Source organism: Pseudomonas sp. 21LCFQ02 (assembly GCF_024129895.2).
In the GTDB taxonomy this organism is placed as follows: domain Bacteria; phylum Pseudomonadota; class Gammaproteobacteria; order Pseudomonadales; family Pseudomonadaceae; genus Aquipseudomonas.
Map to the genome: position 1 here is coordinate 305,025 of NZ_CM178749.1, position 14,828 is coordinate 319,852.

General features: G+C 60.7%; 16 protein-coding genes. 10 read left to right on the plus strand and 6 right to left on the minus strand.

Going from position 1 to position 14,828, the window contains the following annotated elements; all coding sequences use genetic code 11:
• Positions 1-92 precede the first annotated feature (92 nt).
• A complete protein-coding gene (locus NJC40_RS01445) occupies positions 93-326 on the plus strand; it encodes a hypothetical protein (RefSeq protein WP_045483128.1) in 234 nt (77 codons plus the stop codon).
• Between the two features lie 664 nt (positions 327-990).
• Positions 991-2,502 carry a malate dehydrogenase (quinone) gene (mqo, locus tag NJC40_RS01450; RefSeq protein ID WP_253140570.1) on the plus strand — a complete coding sequence of 504 codons (1,512 nt, stop codon included), beginning with the start codon at positions 991-993 and terminating at the stop codon, positions 2,500-2,502.
• A gap of 127 nt (positions 2,503-2,629) precedes the next feature.
• Here mqo and NJC40_RS01455 read toward each other — a convergent pair whose 3' ends face one another.
• Positions 2,630-3,526, minus strand: a complete 897-nt coding sequence (locus tag NJC40_RS01455; RefSeq protein ID WP_253140571.1) for a homocysteine S-methyltransferase family protein — start codon at positions 3,524-3,526, stop codon at positions 2,630-2,632.
• Positions 3,527-3,635: 109 nt separating this feature from the next.
• Between NJC40_RS01455 and NJC40_RS01460 the strand changes: the two genes are divergently transcribed.
• Complete coding sequence (locus tag NJC40_RS01460) at positions 3,636-4,457, plus strand: ABC transporter substrate-binding protein (protein ID WP_045483136.1); 822 nt, start codon at positions 3,636-3,638, stop codon at positions 4,455-4,457.
• Positions 4,454-5,287, plus strand: coding sequence for an amino acid ABC transporter permease (locus NJC40_RS01465; RefSeq protein ID WP_253140572.1), 834 nt, complete (start codon positions 4,454-4,456; stop codon positions 5,285-5,287). Before NJC40_RS01460 ends, NJC40_RS01465 begins: the two co-directional genes overlap by 4 nt.
• A 53-nt stretch (positions 5,288-5,340) precedes the next feature.
• On the opposite strand, the gene NJC40_RS01470 is transcribed toward NJC40_RS01465, so the two are convergent.
• The 3 genes from NJC40_RS01470 to NJC40_RS01480 all read right to left on the minus strand — a co-directional run bounded on the left by NJC40_RS01470 (position 5,341) and on the right by NJC40_RS01480 (position 6,785).
• Positions 5,341-5,634, minus strand: coding sequence for a PA4642 family protein (locus NJC40_RS01470; RefSeq protein ID WP_253111735.1), 294 nt, complete (start codon positions 5,632-5,634; stop codon positions 5,341-5,343).
• A gap of 65 nt (positions 5,635-5,699) precedes the next feature.
• Positions 5,700-6,179 (minus strand): hypothetical protein, encoded by a 480-nt coding sequence (locus NJC40_RS01475; RefSeq protein WP_045483142.1) that lies wholly within the window; start codon positions 6,177-6,179, stop codon positions 5,700-5,702.
• Positions 6,180-6,227: 48 nt separating this feature from the next.
• A complete protein-coding gene (locus NJC40_RS01480) occupies positions 6,228-6,785 on the minus strand; it encodes a hypoxanthine-guanine phosphoribosyltransferase (RefSeq protein ID WP_045483145.1) in 558 nt (185 codons plus the stop codon).
• Between the two features lie 200 nt (positions 6,786-6,985).
• On the opposite strand from NJC40_RS01480, the gene upp reads away from it, so the two are divergent.
• Entirely contained in the window at positions 6,986-7,624 is a 639-nt protein-coding gene (gene upp / locus NJC40_RS01485) for a uracil phosphoribosyltransferase (protein WP_045483148.1), read from the plus strand.
• 4 nt (positions 7,625-7,628) lie between these two features.
• On the plus strand, positions 7,629-8,906 hold the full coding sequence (locus tag NJC40_RS01490; RefSeq protein WP_045483151.1) for a uracil-xanthine permease family protein: 1,278 nt from the start codon (positions 7,629-7,631) through the stop codon (positions 8,904-8,906).
• Positions 8,907-9,150: 244 nt separating this feature from the next.
• Here the strand turns inward: NJC40_RS01490 and hemH are convergent, their stop codons facing one another.
• Positions 9,151-10,176 (minus strand): ferrochelatase, encoded by a 1,026-nt coding sequence (gene hemH, locus NJC40_RS01495; protein WP_253140573.1) that lies wholly within the window; start codon positions 10,174-10,176, stop codon positions 9,151-9,153.
• An 8-nt stretch (positions 10,177-10,184) separates the two neighbouring features.
• Positions 10,185-11,093, minus strand: coding sequence for a TIGR01777 family oxidoreductase (locus NJC40_RS01500; RefSeq protein WP_045483157.1), 909 nt, complete (start codon positions 11,091-11,093; stop codon positions 10,185-10,187).
• Between the two features lie 306 nt (positions 11,094-11,399).
• Between NJC40_RS01500 and NJC40_RS01505 the strand changes: the two genes are divergently transcribed.
• The 4 genes from NJC40_RS01505 to NJC40_RS01520 all read left to right on the plus strand — a co-directional run bounded on the left by NJC40_RS01505 (position 11,400) and on the right by NJC40_RS01520 (position 14,828).
• On the plus strand, positions 11,400-12,389 hold the full coding sequence (locus NJC40_RS01505) for an NAD(P)/FAD-dependent oxidoreductase (protein ID WP_045483161.1): 990 nt from the start codon (positions 11,400-11,402) through the stop codon (positions 12,387-12,389).
• On the plus strand, positions 12,386-12,601 hold the full coding sequence (locus NJC40_RS01510) for a TIGR02450 family Trp-rich protein (protein ID WP_253140574.1): 216 nt from the start codon (positions 12,386-12,388) through the stop codon (positions 12,599-12,601). The genes NJC40_RS01505 and NJC40_RS01510 overlap by 4 nt, the downstream gene beginning before the upstream one ends.
• Positions 12,602-12,929: 328 nt before the next feature.
• On the plus strand, positions 12,930-13,892 hold the full coding sequence (locus tag NJC40_RS01515) for a YbgA family protein (RefSeq protein ID WP_045483167.1): 963 nt from the start codon (positions 12,930-12,932) through the stop codon (positions 13,890-13,892).
• Positions 13,893-13,895: 3 nt separating this feature from the next.
• Positions 13,896-14,828, plus strand: a complete 933-nt coding sequence (locus NJC40_RS01520) for a MerR family transcriptional regulator (protein WP_253140575.1) — start codon at positions 13,896-13,898, stop codon at positions 14,826-14,828.

The window sequence follows — 14,828 nt, forward strand, 5'->3', positions numbered from 1 at the left end:
TTCGCGCTGATGGTTCCGGTCTGGCCGGGCTGTAATCAGGGTGTCACGTCAAGCCGCCAAGCTAGCCTCAATCAACAAACGAGAGCACCGTCATGGGCTTTTTCCAGTCTCTGTTCAGCGTCCGCCCTGCCCTTCGCCACTATGCCCGCATCGACCAGCAGGGTATCTGCCGTGCACTGAAGCACTGCAGCCAGGCGCCGGCAGGCAATGAATGGGTCGAAGTGACTGAACAACGCATGGCGTGGCTCGGCCAGCCTCTGCCCGCCAGCGCCCGGATTGCACCGCGTGCAGACCGTTTGGTAGCACGTGAGCTGCTGGCTGCCTGAATTAATCGCGATAAAAGTCAAACAGGCCGATCAATTCCCGATGTTTCATCGCTATAATCTCCCCCCGATTATAAGGACGTCTCCTGATCGGGCCTCGCTGCATCGCTAATCCACGAAATTAGCTCCCCCGCAACGCCCACAGAGAGCCGCCCACGCAGTCCGCTTGCATCGCGATAATTCGATGGCTGGTAGGCAATGGCTCGAATCCGATCGAACCTTTCCCGCCGCCGCCGTCTCATCTGTGATAGCCGGGCATGCCAGAGCTGCCCTCGCAGCCCTTTTTGAGGTTTGGTTCGCGTGTCCAAAAGAGCGCGAAATAACGGGTTTCACAACTTCCAAGAGTGTGGCGAGCACATGAACAGGTTTGAAGATGTACCTTTAACGTTTCCGTCGGCCTCACCCGGCAGGGTCGAACGTCGCTGCGCAGCGTCCTGACGATGGTCGAATGGCCCGGCATGCTGGAAAATGCGTTCATAGTCATTATGAACCCTTGAACAGTCTGACCGGGGCCTGCGCGAGAGATGCAAAACATTGCGAAGAATCGGACCCTCGATCCCGGCCAGGACGTGCGTAGCATGAATGCGGTTCATGCCCTCAATACCTGGCATCCAGCCTCGGGATCGCAGGCCGTCAATTGGGTGCAGCAGATTTTGGAGACGCGTTAATGGCGCATAACGAAGCAGTCGACGTGGTATTGGTCGGAGCCGGCATCATGAGTGCCACTCTGGCGGTACTGCTCAAAGAGCTCGACCCCAGCCTGAAACTGGAGGTCGTCGAACTGATGGACTCCGGCGCTGCGGAAAGTTCCAACCCGTGGAACAACGCCGGCACCGGTCACGCCGGGCTGTGCGAACTGAACTACACCCCGCAGGCTGCCGACGGTTCGGTCGACATCAAAAAAGCCGTGCACATCAACACCCAGTTCGAGGTTTCGAAGCAATTCTGGTCCTATCTGGTGCGCAAGGGCAGCTTCGAAACGACCCGCACCTTTATCAATCCCGTCCCGCACCTGAGCTACGTGCAGGGCGAGAAAGACATGTCGTTCCTCAAGGCGCGTTTCGAGGCCCTGCGCCAGCATCACGCCTTCGCCTCGATGCAGTACACCGAAGACCACAGCAAGATGACCGAGTGGATGCCGCTGATGATGGCCGGCCGCCCAGCCGATCAGAAGCTGTCCGCCACCCACATGGCCAATGGTACTGACGTCAACTTCGGCGCTCTGACCAACCAGCTGCTCAAGCACCTGGCCAGCGAGCCCGATGCCCAGGTCAAGTACAACAAGCGCGTCACCGACCTGACCCGCAATGGCAAGGGCTGGACCGTCACCGTCAAGGACGTCAACAACGGCAGCAGCCGTGAGATCGACGCCCGCTTCGTATTCCTCGGTGCCGGTGGCGCTGCGCTGCAACTGCTGCAGATGTCCGGTATCGAAGAAGGCAAAGGCTTTGGCGGCTTCCCGGTCAGCGGCCAGTGGCTGCGCTGCGACAATCCTGAAGTGGTCAAGCATCACCAGGCCAAGGTCTACAGCCAGGCCGCCGTAGGTTCGCCGCCGATGTCGGTTCCGCACCTCGACACCCGCGTGGTGGACGGCAAGACTTCGCTGCTGTTCGGCCCGTTCGCCGGCTTCACCACCAAGTTCCTCAAGCACGGCTCGTTCATGGACCTGCCGTTCTCGGTGCGCCTGTCGAACATCAAGCCGATGCTGTCGGTGGCCCGCGACAACATGGACCTGACCAAGTACCTGATCAGCGAAGTGCGCCAGACCATGGAACAGCGCCTGGATTCGCTGCGCCGCTTCTACCCGCAGGTCAAGGCCGAAGACTGGCGCCTGGAGATTGCCGGCCAGCGCGTGCAGATCATCAAGAAAGACGCCAAAAAAGGCGGCGTGCTGCAATTCGGCACCGAGCTGGTCTCGGCCGCTGATGGCTCGCTGGCCGCCCTGCTCGGTGCGTCGCCGGGTGCATCGGTGACCGTATCGATCATGCTCGACCTGATCGAACGCTGCTTCCCTGAACAAGCCAAGGGTGCGTGGAGCGCCAAGCTCAACGAGATCTTCCCGGCTCGCGAAAAAGAGCTGGCCAGCGATGCCCAGCTGTACAAGCGCATCAGCACCCAGAGCGACAAGGCCCTGGGGCTGATCGAGCAGCAGCAGACCGAGGCACAAAGCATCGCCTGATGCCTTTAAAGCCGAATAAACAAAACCCCGTGCGCTCAGTGAGCCACGGGGTTTTGTTTTTTTAGCTGGATTCGCGGCTGAAGCCGCTCCTACCGGACCCGAGTGAGCGCCGTCACATCGCGGGCTTTCAGAGGCTCTCGGCCAAGACAGCGATGTGCTCCGGGCCGATTCCACAGCAGCCGCCGATATGGGTCGCGCCACGTTTGACCCAATCGGCGGCCCATTGCTGGTAGCCCTGCGGGTCGAGGTCTTCGCGCAGCTCATCCAGACCATCGTTGGCGGTGGCGTCCTTGGGCTGTGGCGGGAAGGCGTTGGCATAGGCCCCTACCCCGATTTGCACATTCAGCTCGGCAAACACCGCGCGGGCGGTATCAATCGCCGCGCCGATCACTTCCGGCTGGCTGCAGTTGAACAGCAGGGTTGCAGCACCCAGCTCGGCCGCCGCTCGCGCGGCATCGGCCACCGGCTCGCCGGAGCGCAGCCGCGGGGTGTCATCGGTGTCTTCATCCTGCAGAGTGAACGACAGCCAGAACGGCTTGCCGTCAGCCGGCAGGCCAGCGCGGATGGTCCGCGCTTCGACAATTGCGCTCTGGGTTTCTGCCAGCCACAGGTCGACGTGCGCCGCCAGGCCACGCACCAGTGGCTGGAGGATCTCGTCGGCACGGCTGGCATCGAACAGGTCCGGACGGTAGGAGCCAAACAGTGGCGGCAAAGAGCCGGCCACCAGTGCCCGGCCGCCAGCGGCATCAGCGGCCTGGCGCGCCAGTTGCCCGGCGGTGGTGGCCAGCGCCTGGCCTTCACGAGCGAAACGCTCCTCACCGATATGAAACGGCACCACCGCATAGCTGTTGCTGGTAATCACCCGCGCACCGCTCTGGATGTACGCCGCATGCACCGCCACTACCGCCTCGGGCGCCTCGGTCAGGGCCAGCGCCGACCACTCCGGCTGACGGAACGGCGCACCACGACGTTGCAGTTCCCGGCCCATGCCGCCATCAAGAATTACCGTCGAACCTTGAGTCATATTTGACCTGCTTATATACATATGAAAAAGACTCATTAGAATTGAGCCCTATATAACGTATTTAATACGCGCCTTTATCCAAACAACAACCATTTTTTGAGGATCTGACGTGAAACTACGTGCGCTTGCAGCTATCGGCCTGTTTGCCCTGACCGTCTCCAGCCAGGCTCTGGCGGGCGCCACTCTGCAACGGGTGCAGGACAACAAAGAGCTGGTCAATGTGCTGATGGAAAGCTACCCGCCGTTCTCGTTTCTCAATGATCAGAACCAGCTTGATGGTTTTGACGTCGATGTCGCCAAGGCCGTAGCCGCGAAGCTGGGCGTCAAGGCGCGCTTCGAGACCCCCTCCTGGGACGTGATCGCCGCCGGCCGCTGGAGCGGTCGCTATGACATCTGCATCTGTTCGATGACCCCGAGCCAGGCCCGCGCCGAGGTCTTCGACTTCCCGGTGGAATACTACGCCTCGCCAGCGGTAATCGTGGTCAACGCCAAGGATGAGCGGATTCATGAGGCCAAGGATCTGAGCGGCAAGAAAGTGGGCCTGACCAGCGCTTCGAGCTACGAAAGCTACCTGAACAAGAACCTGGTGATTGAAGGCAGCACCGGCAAGCCGCTGGAGTACCCATTCGAAAACGTACAGATCGCCCCTTATGACAACGATAACGTGGCGTTTCAGGATCTGGGCCTGGGTGCCGGCAAGCGCCTGGATGCCGTACTGACCAACCTGGTTACCGCCCAACCGCGTCTGGATCAGGACAAGCGCTTCAAGCTGGCCGGCGCGGCACTGTATGAAGAGCCGAATTTCGTCGCCATCGAGAAAGGCGATGCCGAATGGAATGCCAAGGTCCGCGAGGTGTTCGAAGAACTCAAGAAGGACGGCACCCTGAGCAAGCTGTCGCAGAAGTGGATCGGCGCCGATATCAGTAAATGACCCAGTTTCCTTCACAACGCCCACCTGCGCAGGCCAAGACCAGCCTGCTCAAGCGCGTGTTCGGTTTTCGGACCCGGCTGTACCTGACCTGGGCGACGATGTTCGCCCTGTTTGCCGGTTTTTTCCTGAGCTTCGATCTGAAGTTCTCGATCATCCTCGACAAGTTGCCGAACCTGATCGGCCTGAGCCTGGCCCCTAACGGCTTTCTGCAAGGCGCGGTGCTGACCCTGTTCGTGTGCCTCTGCTCGATTGCGGTGTCGGTGCTGCTGGGCTTTGTTGCCGCGCTGGCGCGTTTGTCGCGCAGTGCGGTGGCGTTCGGGATCGCCAGTTTCTATGCGTCGTTCTTTCGCGGCACACCGCTGCTGATCCAGATTCTGTTGATTTATCTGGGGCTGCCGCAGATTGGTGTGGTGCCGGGCGCGGTGACCGCCGGGATCATTGCGCTGTCGTTGAACTACGGCGCGTACCTGAGCGAGATTTTCCGGGCGGGCATCATCGGCGTTGCGGCCGGGCAGCGTGAAGCAGCCATGGCCATGGCGCTCACGCCACTGCAGGTGTTCTGGCTGATTACCCTGCCTCAGGCGATGCGCACGATTATTCCGCCGACCACCAATCAGTTCATTTCGATGCTCAAGGATTCATCGCTGATTTCGGTGATGGGGGTTTGGGAGGTGATGTTTCTGGCGCAGTCGTACGGGCGCTCGAGTTATCGCTACATCGAGATGCTGACCACCGCGGCGGTGTTGTACTGGATCATGTCGATCGGGCTGGAGTTGTTGCAGGCAAGGATGGAGCGGCATTACGGCAAGGCGTATCAGCCGCGCAACTGAACGCTTGCAGGAGGGGCTTGAGTTCAAGCCCCTGCCACGAGTCCGTCTGCCGCTCAGGCTGCTGCGCGGGCTTGTTCGATCAGGGCGATGTAGTCGTCGGCGTTGCGCTGGTCCTTGATCAGGTCGACGAAGGTGTTGCCTTGTTCGTCTTTGCCGTTCAGGTCCAGGCCAGCTTCGCGGAAGAACACCAGAAACCGCTCGAAGTCGTCGATACGCAGGCCACGATAGGCTTTGATGAGTTTGTGCAGCGACGGCGAAGTGGCGTCGAACGGTTCAAAGTCGAGGAACAGTTTGATCTGCTCGTCGCCGATTTCGTCACCAATGATCTGCTTCTTGTCTTTACGCATTGCGGGCTCCAGCTGTCGCGCTCACTTTCACGGGGCAGGCAGTTTATATCTGCCAGCCAAACCACTCAACGCGGCTTTGTGCCTGCGGTATGCAGATCGGCCCAGACGTGACCGTTGGCGTAGGTCAGAAACTGGCAATAGACCTTCTCATTGCGCAGCAGATCCACCAGAGTGCGGTAGTGCGACTGCGGGTAAGACAGGGTCAGGGTACGGGTCGCCGGATCAAAGCTGGGCTTTTTCAGGCTTTTGCTTTCACCATCGAAATGGATCTGCACCTCGCTAAGGGTCGCGCCTTTGTTAAGCGGTTTACCTTTGAGGCTGATCGACAGCGGCGCGGTCACAGGTATCGGCTGCTGATTGGACGGTCGCTGGTTGCCGACCACCACCGAGTACTCAGTGACCAGCATCAGTTGTTGCTGCTCCGGCTGCCCCTCACGCAGGTTCAGGTCGTCAGGCGGCAGGTATTGCTCGTGCATCGGCGCGGCCAGCGCCGCATCCGCCAGCAGGGCCAGCGTCAGTGCACCGGTCATCATCAACGATTTCATTTACCTGTCTCTCCTTATCCCTGACCTGCCATGCAGTCAGGCCGTCAATTACATTCCTTTGACCGCATAAATGCCTGCGGCGTTACGCCAGTAGCCTTTGTAATCCATGCCATAGCCAAAGATATAGCGGTCAATGCACGGCAGGCCCACATAGTTGGCTTTCAGGTCAGGCCGTGCTTTGCGGTCATGATCCTTATCGATCAGCACGGCAGTGTGAACTGCACGGGCACCGGCATGGCGACAGAAATCGATGATTGCGCCCAGGGTATGACCTTCATCGAGGATGTCGTCGATGATCAGCACGTCACGGTCGATGAACGAGACTTCCGGCTTGGCCTTCCAGAACAGCTCGCCGCCGCTGGTTTCGTTGCGGTAGCGGGTGGCGTGCAGGTACGACGCTTCCAGCGGGAAGTTCAGGTGAGTCAGCAGTTTGCCGGAAAAGATCAGGCCGCCGTTCATCACACAGAACACCACGGGATTGCTGTCGGCCAGTTCGGCATTGATCTGCGCGCCGACCCGGGCGATGGCAGCCTCGACTTCGGCTTCGGTGTACAGGCAGTCAGCCTCGCGCATGATTTGACGGATATGCTCGAGATCAGCGGACATGAATCGCTCCAGATAACAATGAGAAAAACCGGCAAAGGTACGCAAGCAGGTGACTCGGAGCAAGCAGATATCGACTAACGTTGCCGATGTTGCTCAATTGAAGGCCAAGTGCGTCAGACAATACTGCAAGCGGCGTAAGACAGTCACCGCTTGATCGATTAATCTAGGCCGTTTTTTGCCCGTATCCAGGAGCCTTTCCCATGCCCATCCGTGAAATCCGTCATCCGCTGATCCGCCACAAGCTCGGCCTGATGCGCCGCGCCGACATCAGCACCAAGAATTTCCGCGAACTGGCTCAGGAAGTTGGCGCTCTGCTGACCTATGAAGCAACCGCCGACCTGCCGCTGGAAAACTACGAAATTCCGGGCTGGGCCGGCCCGGTGCAAGTCGAGAAGATTGCCGGCAAGAAAATCACCGTCGTGCCGATCCTGCGTGCCGGTATCGGCATGCTCGACGGCGTGCTCAGCCTGATTCCCGGTGCCAAGGTCAGTGCCGTAGGCGTTGCCCGTAACGAGCAAACCCTGCAAGCGCATACCTACCTGGAGAAGCTGGTCGACGGCATCGACGAGCGTCTGGCGATGATTATCGACCCGATGCTGGCCACTGGCAGCTCGATGGTCGCCACCATTGACCTGCTGAAAAAGGCCGGTTGCCGCGAGATTCGCGCCATGGTCCTGGTCGCCGCGCCAGAAGGCATTGCCGCCGTCGAAAAGGCTCACCCGGATGTGCTGGTGTACACCGCCTCGATTGACGAGCGCCTGAACGAGCACGGCTACATCATCCCGGGCCTGGGCGATGCCGGCGACAAGATCTTCGGCACCAAGCAGAAGGACGCCTGAGCCGATGAAACACGATGAGTTCAACGACCCGCTGTGGCGCACGGTGCTGTCTGGGGCGCAGATGCTGTTCGTGGCGTTCGGCGCCCTGGTGCTGATGCCGCTGATTTCAGGACTCGACCCGAACGTTGCGCTGTTTACCGCAGGTTTGGGCACCCTGCTGTTCCAACTGGTCACTGGCCGTCAGGTGCCGGTGTTCCTGGCATCGAGCTTTGCCTTCATCACCCCGATCATTCTTGCCAAGGGCCAGTTCGGCCTGGCGGCGACCATGGGCGGGGTCATGGCGGCAGGCTTCGTCTACACCTTCATGGGCATCGCAGTAAAGATCAAGGGCACCGGTTTCATCGACCGCATGCTGCCGCCGGTGGTGATCGGCCCGGTGGTGATCTCCATCGGCCTGGCCATGGCGCCGATCGCGGCCAACATGGCGATGGGCAAGGCCGGTGACGGCGCCGAACTGATTCATTACCAGACGGCCATGTGGATCTCCATGCCGGCGTTGCTGACCACGCTGATCGTGGCGGTGTTCGGCAAAGGCATCTTCCGCCTGGTGCCGATCATCGCTGGCGTGCTGGTGGGCTTTGGCATGTCGTTCTGGTTTGGCGTGGTCGATACCGCCAAGATCGCCGCCGCACCCTGGCTGGCGATGCCGCACTTCACCGCGCCGGAATTCAACTGGCAGGCGATCCTGTTCATCGTTCCGGTGGCCCTGGCTCCGGCCATCGAGCACATCGGCGGGGTGATCGCGGTGGGCAGCGTGACCGGCCGCGACTACCTGAAAAAACCCGGCCTGCATCGCACTCTGCTAGGTGACGGTATTGCCACGACCTCAGCCGGCCTGTTCGGCGGTCCGCCCAACACCACCTATGCCGAAGTAACCGGCGCAGTGATGCTGACCAAGAACTACAACCCGAAAATCATGACCTGGGCGGCGATCTTTGCCATCAGCCTGGCGTTCGTTGGCAAATTCGGCGCGCTGCTGCAGAGCATCCCGGTGCCGGTCATGGGCGGTATTTTGTGCCTGCTGTTCGGATCTATCGCCGCGGTGGGGCTCAACACCATGATCCGCCATCAGGTGGACATGGCCGAAGCACGCAATCTGGTGATTGTCTCGGTAACGTTGGTGTTCGGTATCGGCGGCGTACTGATCGGCACCGGCACCGGCCCTGATGATTTTGGCCTCAAGGGCATCGCCCTGTGTGCGATCACCGCGATCTTCCTCAACCTGATCCTGCCGGGTAATGACGGCTGGAAGAAGAAGCCGCTGGAAGACCAGGCACCCTGAAGGCGCTGAGCGATAGCCTCGTAGGAGCAGCTTCAGCTGCGAAAGCTTCGCGGTTAAAACCAATACTGGTCAGTTAAGTGCCTTATGTCCCCGGTGGGAGCTACCTTGGTAGCGAAGAGGCCGGCACATTCGCAGCAGATGCTGTGACTTTACCGGCCTCTTCACGAGCGAGCTCGTTCCCACAAAGATTTGCGGCGCCTAAACGAACGGTATTGCGGTTAAAAACGCCCCTGCGGCCGCGCGCTTACAAAGGCGCGGCAGTTCGCTCACAGAGCGCATTGAGCGCCACCGCCCAATGCTCATCGTCGTTCAGGCACGGCACCAGTACCAGTTCATCACCGCCAGCTTCCTTGAACTGTTCGGCACCGCGGTCGCCAATTTCTTCCAGGGTCTCGATGCAGTCAGCGACAAACGCCGGGCACATGACCAACAGGCGCTTGACACCTTTGCTGGCCAATTCATCCAGCCGTTGCTCAGTGTAGGGTTCAATCCATTTGTCGCGCCCCAGACGCGACTGGAACGACACTGACCATTTGCCATCCGCAATGCCCGCCAGTTTGGCAAACGCCGCTGCCGACTGGATGCACTGCGCCCGATAGTTGGTGGCCAGTACCTCAGCCGGGGCATTCATGCAGGCTTCATCATCCTGAAAGCGGAATTTACCGGTAGGGTCGAGCTTGCGCAGGTGGCGCTCCGGCAAGCCGTGGAAGCTCAGCAACAGGTGGTCGTAAGGCTGCTCGAGGTACGGACGGGTGGTCTGCACCAGTGCCTCAAGGTATTCAGGCTGGTCGTAGAACGGCGGCAGCAGGTTGAACTGCATGTCCAGACCTTTGTCGCGCACCACCCGCTTGACCTCTTCAATCGCCGTGGTCACCGTGCTGTCGGCAAAGTGCGGGTACAGCGGCACCAGCGTCACCTGGCGGATGCCCTGGCCGGCCAGGCGCTCAAGTACCGACTCAATGGACGGCTCGCCATAGCGCATGGCCAGTTCAACCGGGCCATGCTGCCACTGCGCCTGCATCTTCGCCTGTAAACGCTTGCTCAGCACCACCAACGGCGAGCCCTCGTCCCACCAGATCGACGCATAGGCATGCGCCGACTGCTCGGGCCGCTTGATCAGGATCAGCGACACCAGCAGGCGGCGGATCGGCCACGGCAGGTCGACCACATAAGGGTCCATCAGGAACTGATTGAGGTAACGGCGTACGTCAGCCACGCTGGTGGAGGCTGGCGAGCCCAGGTTGATCAGCAACAGCGCATGATCGGTCATGCAAGGTCCTATTTCGAAGAGGAAGCCAGCACGTTACCCAAGGCATCGTGCAGTTCAGTAAAACGGAAAACAAACCCGGCCTCGTGCAGGCGTGCCGGGCGCGTGCGCTGACCGCCGAGCAACAGGTCAGACATTTCGCCCAGCACAATACGCAGGGGCAGCGCCGGCAGCGGCAGCAACGCCGGGCGGTGCAGCACTTTACCCAGGGTCTTGGCGAACTCGCGGTTGCGCACCGGGGCTGGCGCGCAGAGATTATAAGGACCGCGGGCTTCGCTGTGGTTCAACAGAAAATCTATCGCCGCAATCTGGTCGTCGATATGCACCCACGGCATCCACTGCCGGCCATTGCCAATCGGCCCGCCCAGACCGCAACGAAACGGCGGCAGCATGCGTTTGACAAACCCGCCGTCAGCCGACAACACCAGCCCGGTGCGCAGCAGCACCACCCGCATCCCGAGCGGCTCGGCACGCTGGGCAGTTTCTTCCCAGGCCTGACACAAATGACTGGCAAAATCGTCCTTGACCGGTTGCTGGCCCTCGTCCAGTTCACGCTCGCCGCCATCACCATACCAACCCACCGCGGAACCTGAGAGCAGCACTCGCGGCCGCTGCGTCTGGCGTTCAAGCCAGGCCAGCAACTGTTCGGTGAGGCCAATCCGGCTTTCCCAGAGCAGCAAGCGCCGCTTGCGCGTCCAGGGCCGGTCGGCAATCGGCGCACCGGCCAAGTTGACCACCGCATCCACCGTCTGGCCATCGAGTTCTGCGAGCTTGGCGATACCTCGCACCCCATCACCGCACACCTTGCGCACCTCGGCGGGGCGACGGCTCCAGACCGTGAGTTGATGTCCTTGCTGCTGCCAGAACTGGCAAAGCGCTTTACCGATCAATCCTGTACCACCGGTCAGCAAGATGTGCATGAGGGGTATCCTTGAGTGGCGTTAATGGCCTTGAAGTAGTCTATTTCTTGCAGGCTGTGCTTGTTGATGTTCTGCAGTGAACCCTTTTGCTGAACCATAGGCCACACCTGAAAGGATTGGAGCTTTACTGCCCGAACCGTGGCAGTTGGCCCATTGTCTATTAGCTACAGACTGACCGTTACGGACCGTACGAGTTGCAGTGCCTTCATGCCCTTATATGTGAACGGCTGCAACTTATACCAACGAAGAAGATTGTACAGGTTTTCAGGACGGCGTAGTCTGTGCAGACAAGGTAACGAGGCCCCTATGACTGTACCTATCGCAATCATCGGTACCGGTATCGCCGGACTCTCCGCCGCCCAGGCCCTCTCCAGCGCCGGGCATGCCGTTCACCTTTTCGACAAAAGCCGCGGCAGCGGCGGACGCATGTCCAGCAAGCGCAGTGATGCCGGCTCGCTGGACATGGGCGCGCAGTATTTCACCGCCCGCGACCGTCGTTTCGTCGCCGTCGTCAACCACTGGCAAGCCAATGGCTGGGTCGAGCAATGGAAACCTTCGCTGTACAACTACCATGGCGGCCGGCTCAGCCCGTCCCCGGATGAACAGGTGCGCTGGGTCGGCAGTCCCGGCATGAGCACCATCACCCGCGCTATGCTCGACGATCTGCCGGTGACTTTTTCCTGCCGCATCACCGAGGTATTCCGCGGCAGCCGTCACTGGAGCCTGCAGGATGCCGAGGGCAAAACCCATGGCCCGTTCAGCCACGTGATCATCGCCACGCCAGCGCCACAGGCCACCACCTTGCTGGCCGGGGCACCGAAACTGGCCTCGGTTGTGGCCGGGGTCAAGATGGACCCGACCTGGGCGGTGGCACTGGCGTTCAGCACGCCCCTTGATACTCCGCTGCAAGGCTGCTTCGTGCAGGACAGCCCGCTCGACTGGCTGGCCTGCAACCGTAGCAAGCCAGGGCGTGAGGGCCAGCTCGATACCTGGGTGCTGCACGCCACCAGCACCTGGAGCCGCGAGCACGTCGACATGCCCAAAGAGCAAGTGATCGAGCACTTGCATGGTGCCTTTGCCGAACTGATCAGTTGCGCTATGCCAGCGCCAGTGTTCAGCCTCGCGCATCGCTGGTTGTATGCGCGGCCTTCCGGTACGCATGAATGGGGCGCACTGTCCGATGCCGACCTGGGCATCTACGTGTGTGGCGACTGGTGCCTGTCGGGCCGCGTCGAAGGGGCCTGGCTCAGTGGCCAGCAAGCGGCAAACCGACTGATTGAGCATCTGGCCCGTTGAACCGCATCAACCCCCGCAAACTGCTGCTGTCGAAGTGGACGGCAGCAACCCCGCAGAATCGCGAAAAGCACTTTCTGGTCACCGAACTGTTCCGTGACGAGGAAGGCACGGTGCTGGAGATCGAGTTGCAGGCTGTGCTGACTCAACGTACTGAGCGCCTGGCCTGGCAGGTGTTGCAGGATGCGCAGCGCTGGCAGATGGGTTGGAAGTAGGAGCGGCCGGGCGGCGATCCGCTTTAGCCGCGAATTGGTATTTAGACCGATGGAAAATCCTGCATCGCGTTGACTGATCTGCTGGATTCGCCCTGCTAGGCGAGAAGCTGGCTTCCCTGGCAGTTTCTCCCCCGAATCGACGCCTACCTTCGGCCTGCACCCAAGTCGCGATCTGCGTCGTCTGTGCCATCTCGCTTCGAAGATCAAGATCAACGGCAACAACCGCACCCTGTACAAAAAATTTGACTTGTACAACCCCACATCTAAGATGAACTCAGATTGTACAAGCAATGTCATCTGTACAAGTTCTTGAGTTCTGAGGTGTGCAATGCTCCAGCCTGTGACCGATAAACCCAAACTGGGCGTCAGTGCCTGCCTGATGGGCGTTGAAGTTCGTTACAACGGTGGCCACAAACAATCGGACCTGTGCACCCGCACACTCAGCGATTACTTCGACTTCATCCCCGCCTGCCCGGAAGTGGCGATCGGCATGGGCATCCCGCGCGAGACGATCCGCCTGGTCGGTGACCCCGACGCGCCGCAGGCGGTGGGCACCGTACACACAGACCTCAACGTGACCCGTGAGCTGGCCGAGTATGGCCAGCACATGGCCGGGGCAATGACCGGGATCAGCGGCTACATCTTCATGCAGAAGTCGCCCTCCTGCGGCCTGGAGCGGGTCAAGGTCTACCGAGACAACGGCGCGCCATTCGAGACCGGCAGCCGGGGGATTTACGCCCAGGCATTCTGCGCGCAGCATCCCGACCTGCCGGTGGAGGAAGACGGCCGCCTCAATGACCCGGTGCTGCGCGAGAATTTCATTACCCGGGTTTACGCCTACACCGCCTGGCAGCAATTGCTCGCACAGGGCCTGAGCCGCCGCGCCCTGACCGAATTTCACTCACGCTACAAGTACCAGCTCATGGCCTGTGACGTGCAGCAATACCGGGCGCTGGGCAAGCTGCTGGGCAGCATGGGCCGCAGCGACCCCGACCAGGTCGGACCGGATTATTTCAGCCAACTGATGCAAGCCCTGAAGAAGTGCGCCACCCGCGGCAGCCACACCAACGTGCTGCAGCACCTGAGCGGCTACCTCAAGCAGACCCTGGATGCCGATGCCCGGCAAGAATTGCACGACCTGATCCTCCAGTACCGCCAGGGCATCGTGCCGCTGATCGTGCCGCTGACCCTGCTCAAGCATCATTTTCGTCAACACCCGGACCCGTATGTGGCGCTGCAGGTTTATATGCAACCGCACCCGGAACCGCTCAGCCTGCGAAACGCTATCTGAATCATGAACACACTCGCACTCGACGACGCCGCGCAACAACCGCAACCGGAGCACTTGCCCAACGACTGGCTGCCCATTCGTGAAGTGGCCCGCCGGACCGGGGTCAACGCTGTGACCTTGCGGGCCTGGGAGCGACGCTACGGGCTGATCGTGCCGCACCGCACCGCCAAGGGTCACCGGTTGTACTCCGATGAACACGTGCAACGGGTCATGGCCATCCTCACCTGGCTGGACCGTGGCGTGGCGGTCAGTCAGGTCAAGGCCTTGCTCGACAGTAAAAGCCCGGCCCCGGTCAGCCCCGGTAACGACTGGCAAACGCTGCGTCAGACGCTGCTGCAGGCCATCAGCGAACTGGCCGAACGACGCATCGATGACCTGTTCAACCGGGCCATGTCGCTGTACCCGCCACGCACCCTGTGCGAGCAATTGCTGATACCACTGCTGGCCGATCTGGAACAGCGCTGGCAAAGCCAGTTCGGCAGCCAGATGGAGCGGATGTTTTTCCATTCCTGGCTACGCAGCAAGTTCGGCGCCCGCATCTATCACAACAACCGTCAGCTCAGCGGCCCGGTGGTGTTACTGGTCAACCAGTCGGACCGGCCCATGGAGCCGCACCTGTGGCTGGCGGCCTGGCTGGTCAGCAGCGCCGACTGCCCGGTGGAGGTGTTCGACGGCCCGTTACCGGTGGGTGAACTGGCCCTGGCCTGTGAATACCTGAGCCCTCGCGCCGTGCTGCTGTATGCCAGCAAAACCCTGAACCTGCCACAACTGCCCAAACTGCTGGGCAACATCCATTGCCCAATCCTGCTCAGCGGGCCGGCCGTGGTGATCCATCATGACCAATTGCCCGTATACACCCACGGGATCGCCAATCTGAGCCTGGCCCGTGACCCGCTTGAGGCTTATGGCGAGTTGAACAGACTCGGCCTTATCTAA

Excerpts from the sequence above, each read along its gene's own strand:
- NJC40_RS01475 (WP_045483142.1), bottom strand. The coding sequence starts at position 6,179 with ATGAAATCGTTGATGATGACCGGTGCACTGACGCTGGCCCTGCTGGCG.
- NJC40_RS01490 (WP_045483151.1), top strand. The coding sequence starts at position 7,629 with ATGAAACACGATGAGTTCAACGACCCGCTGTGGCGCACGGTGCTGTCT.
- NJC40_RS01465 (WP_253140572.1), top strand. The coding sequence starts at position 4,454 with ATGACCCAGTTTCCTTCACAACGCCCACCTGCGCAGGCCAAGACCAGC.
- NJC40_RS01470 (WP_253111735.1), bottom strand. The coding sequence starts at position 5,634 with ATGCGTAAAGACAAGAAGCAGATCATTGGTGACGAAATCGGCGACGAG.
- NJC40_RS01445 (WP_045483128.1), top strand. The coding sequence starts at position 93 with ATGGGCTTTTTCCAGTCTCTGTTCAGCGTCCGCCCTGCCCTTCGCCAC.
- hemH (WP_253140573.1), bottom strand. The coding sequence starts at position 10,176 with ATGACCGATCATGCGCTGTTGCTGATCAACCTGGGCTCGCCAGCCTCC.
- NJC40_RS01455 (WP_253140571.1), bottom strand. The coding sequence starts at position 3,526 with ATGACTCAAGGTTCGACGGTAATTCTTGATGGCGGCATGGGCCGGGAA.
- upp (WP_045483148.1), top strand. The coding sequence starts at position 6,986 with ATGCCCATCCGTGAAATCCGTCATCCGCTGATCCGCCACAAGCTCGGC.
- NJC40_RS01515 (WP_045483167.1), top strand. The coding sequence starts at position 12,930 with ATGCTCCAGCCTGTGACCGATAAACCCAAACTGGGCGTCAGTGCCTGC.
- mqo (WP_253140570.1), top strand. The coding sequence starts at position 991 with ATGGCGCATAACGAAGCAGTCGACGTGGTATTGGTCGGAGCCGGCATC.
- NJC40_RS01520 (WP_253140575.1), top strand. The coding sequence starts at position 13,896 with ATGAACACACTCGCACTCGACGACGCCGCGCAACAACCGCAACCGGAG.
- NJC40_RS01505 (WP_045483161.1), top strand. The coding sequence starts at position 11,400 with ATGACTGTACCTATCGCAATCATCGGTACCGGTATCGCCGGACTCTCC.
- NJC40_RS01500 (WP_045483157.1), bottom strand. The coding sequence starts at position 11,093 with ATGCACATCTTGCTGACCGGTGGTACAGGATTGATCGGTAAAGCGCTT.
- NJC40_RS01480 (WP_045483145.1), bottom strand. The coding sequence starts at position 6,785 with ATGTCCGCTGATCTCGAGCATATCCGTCAAATCATGCGCGAGGCTGAC.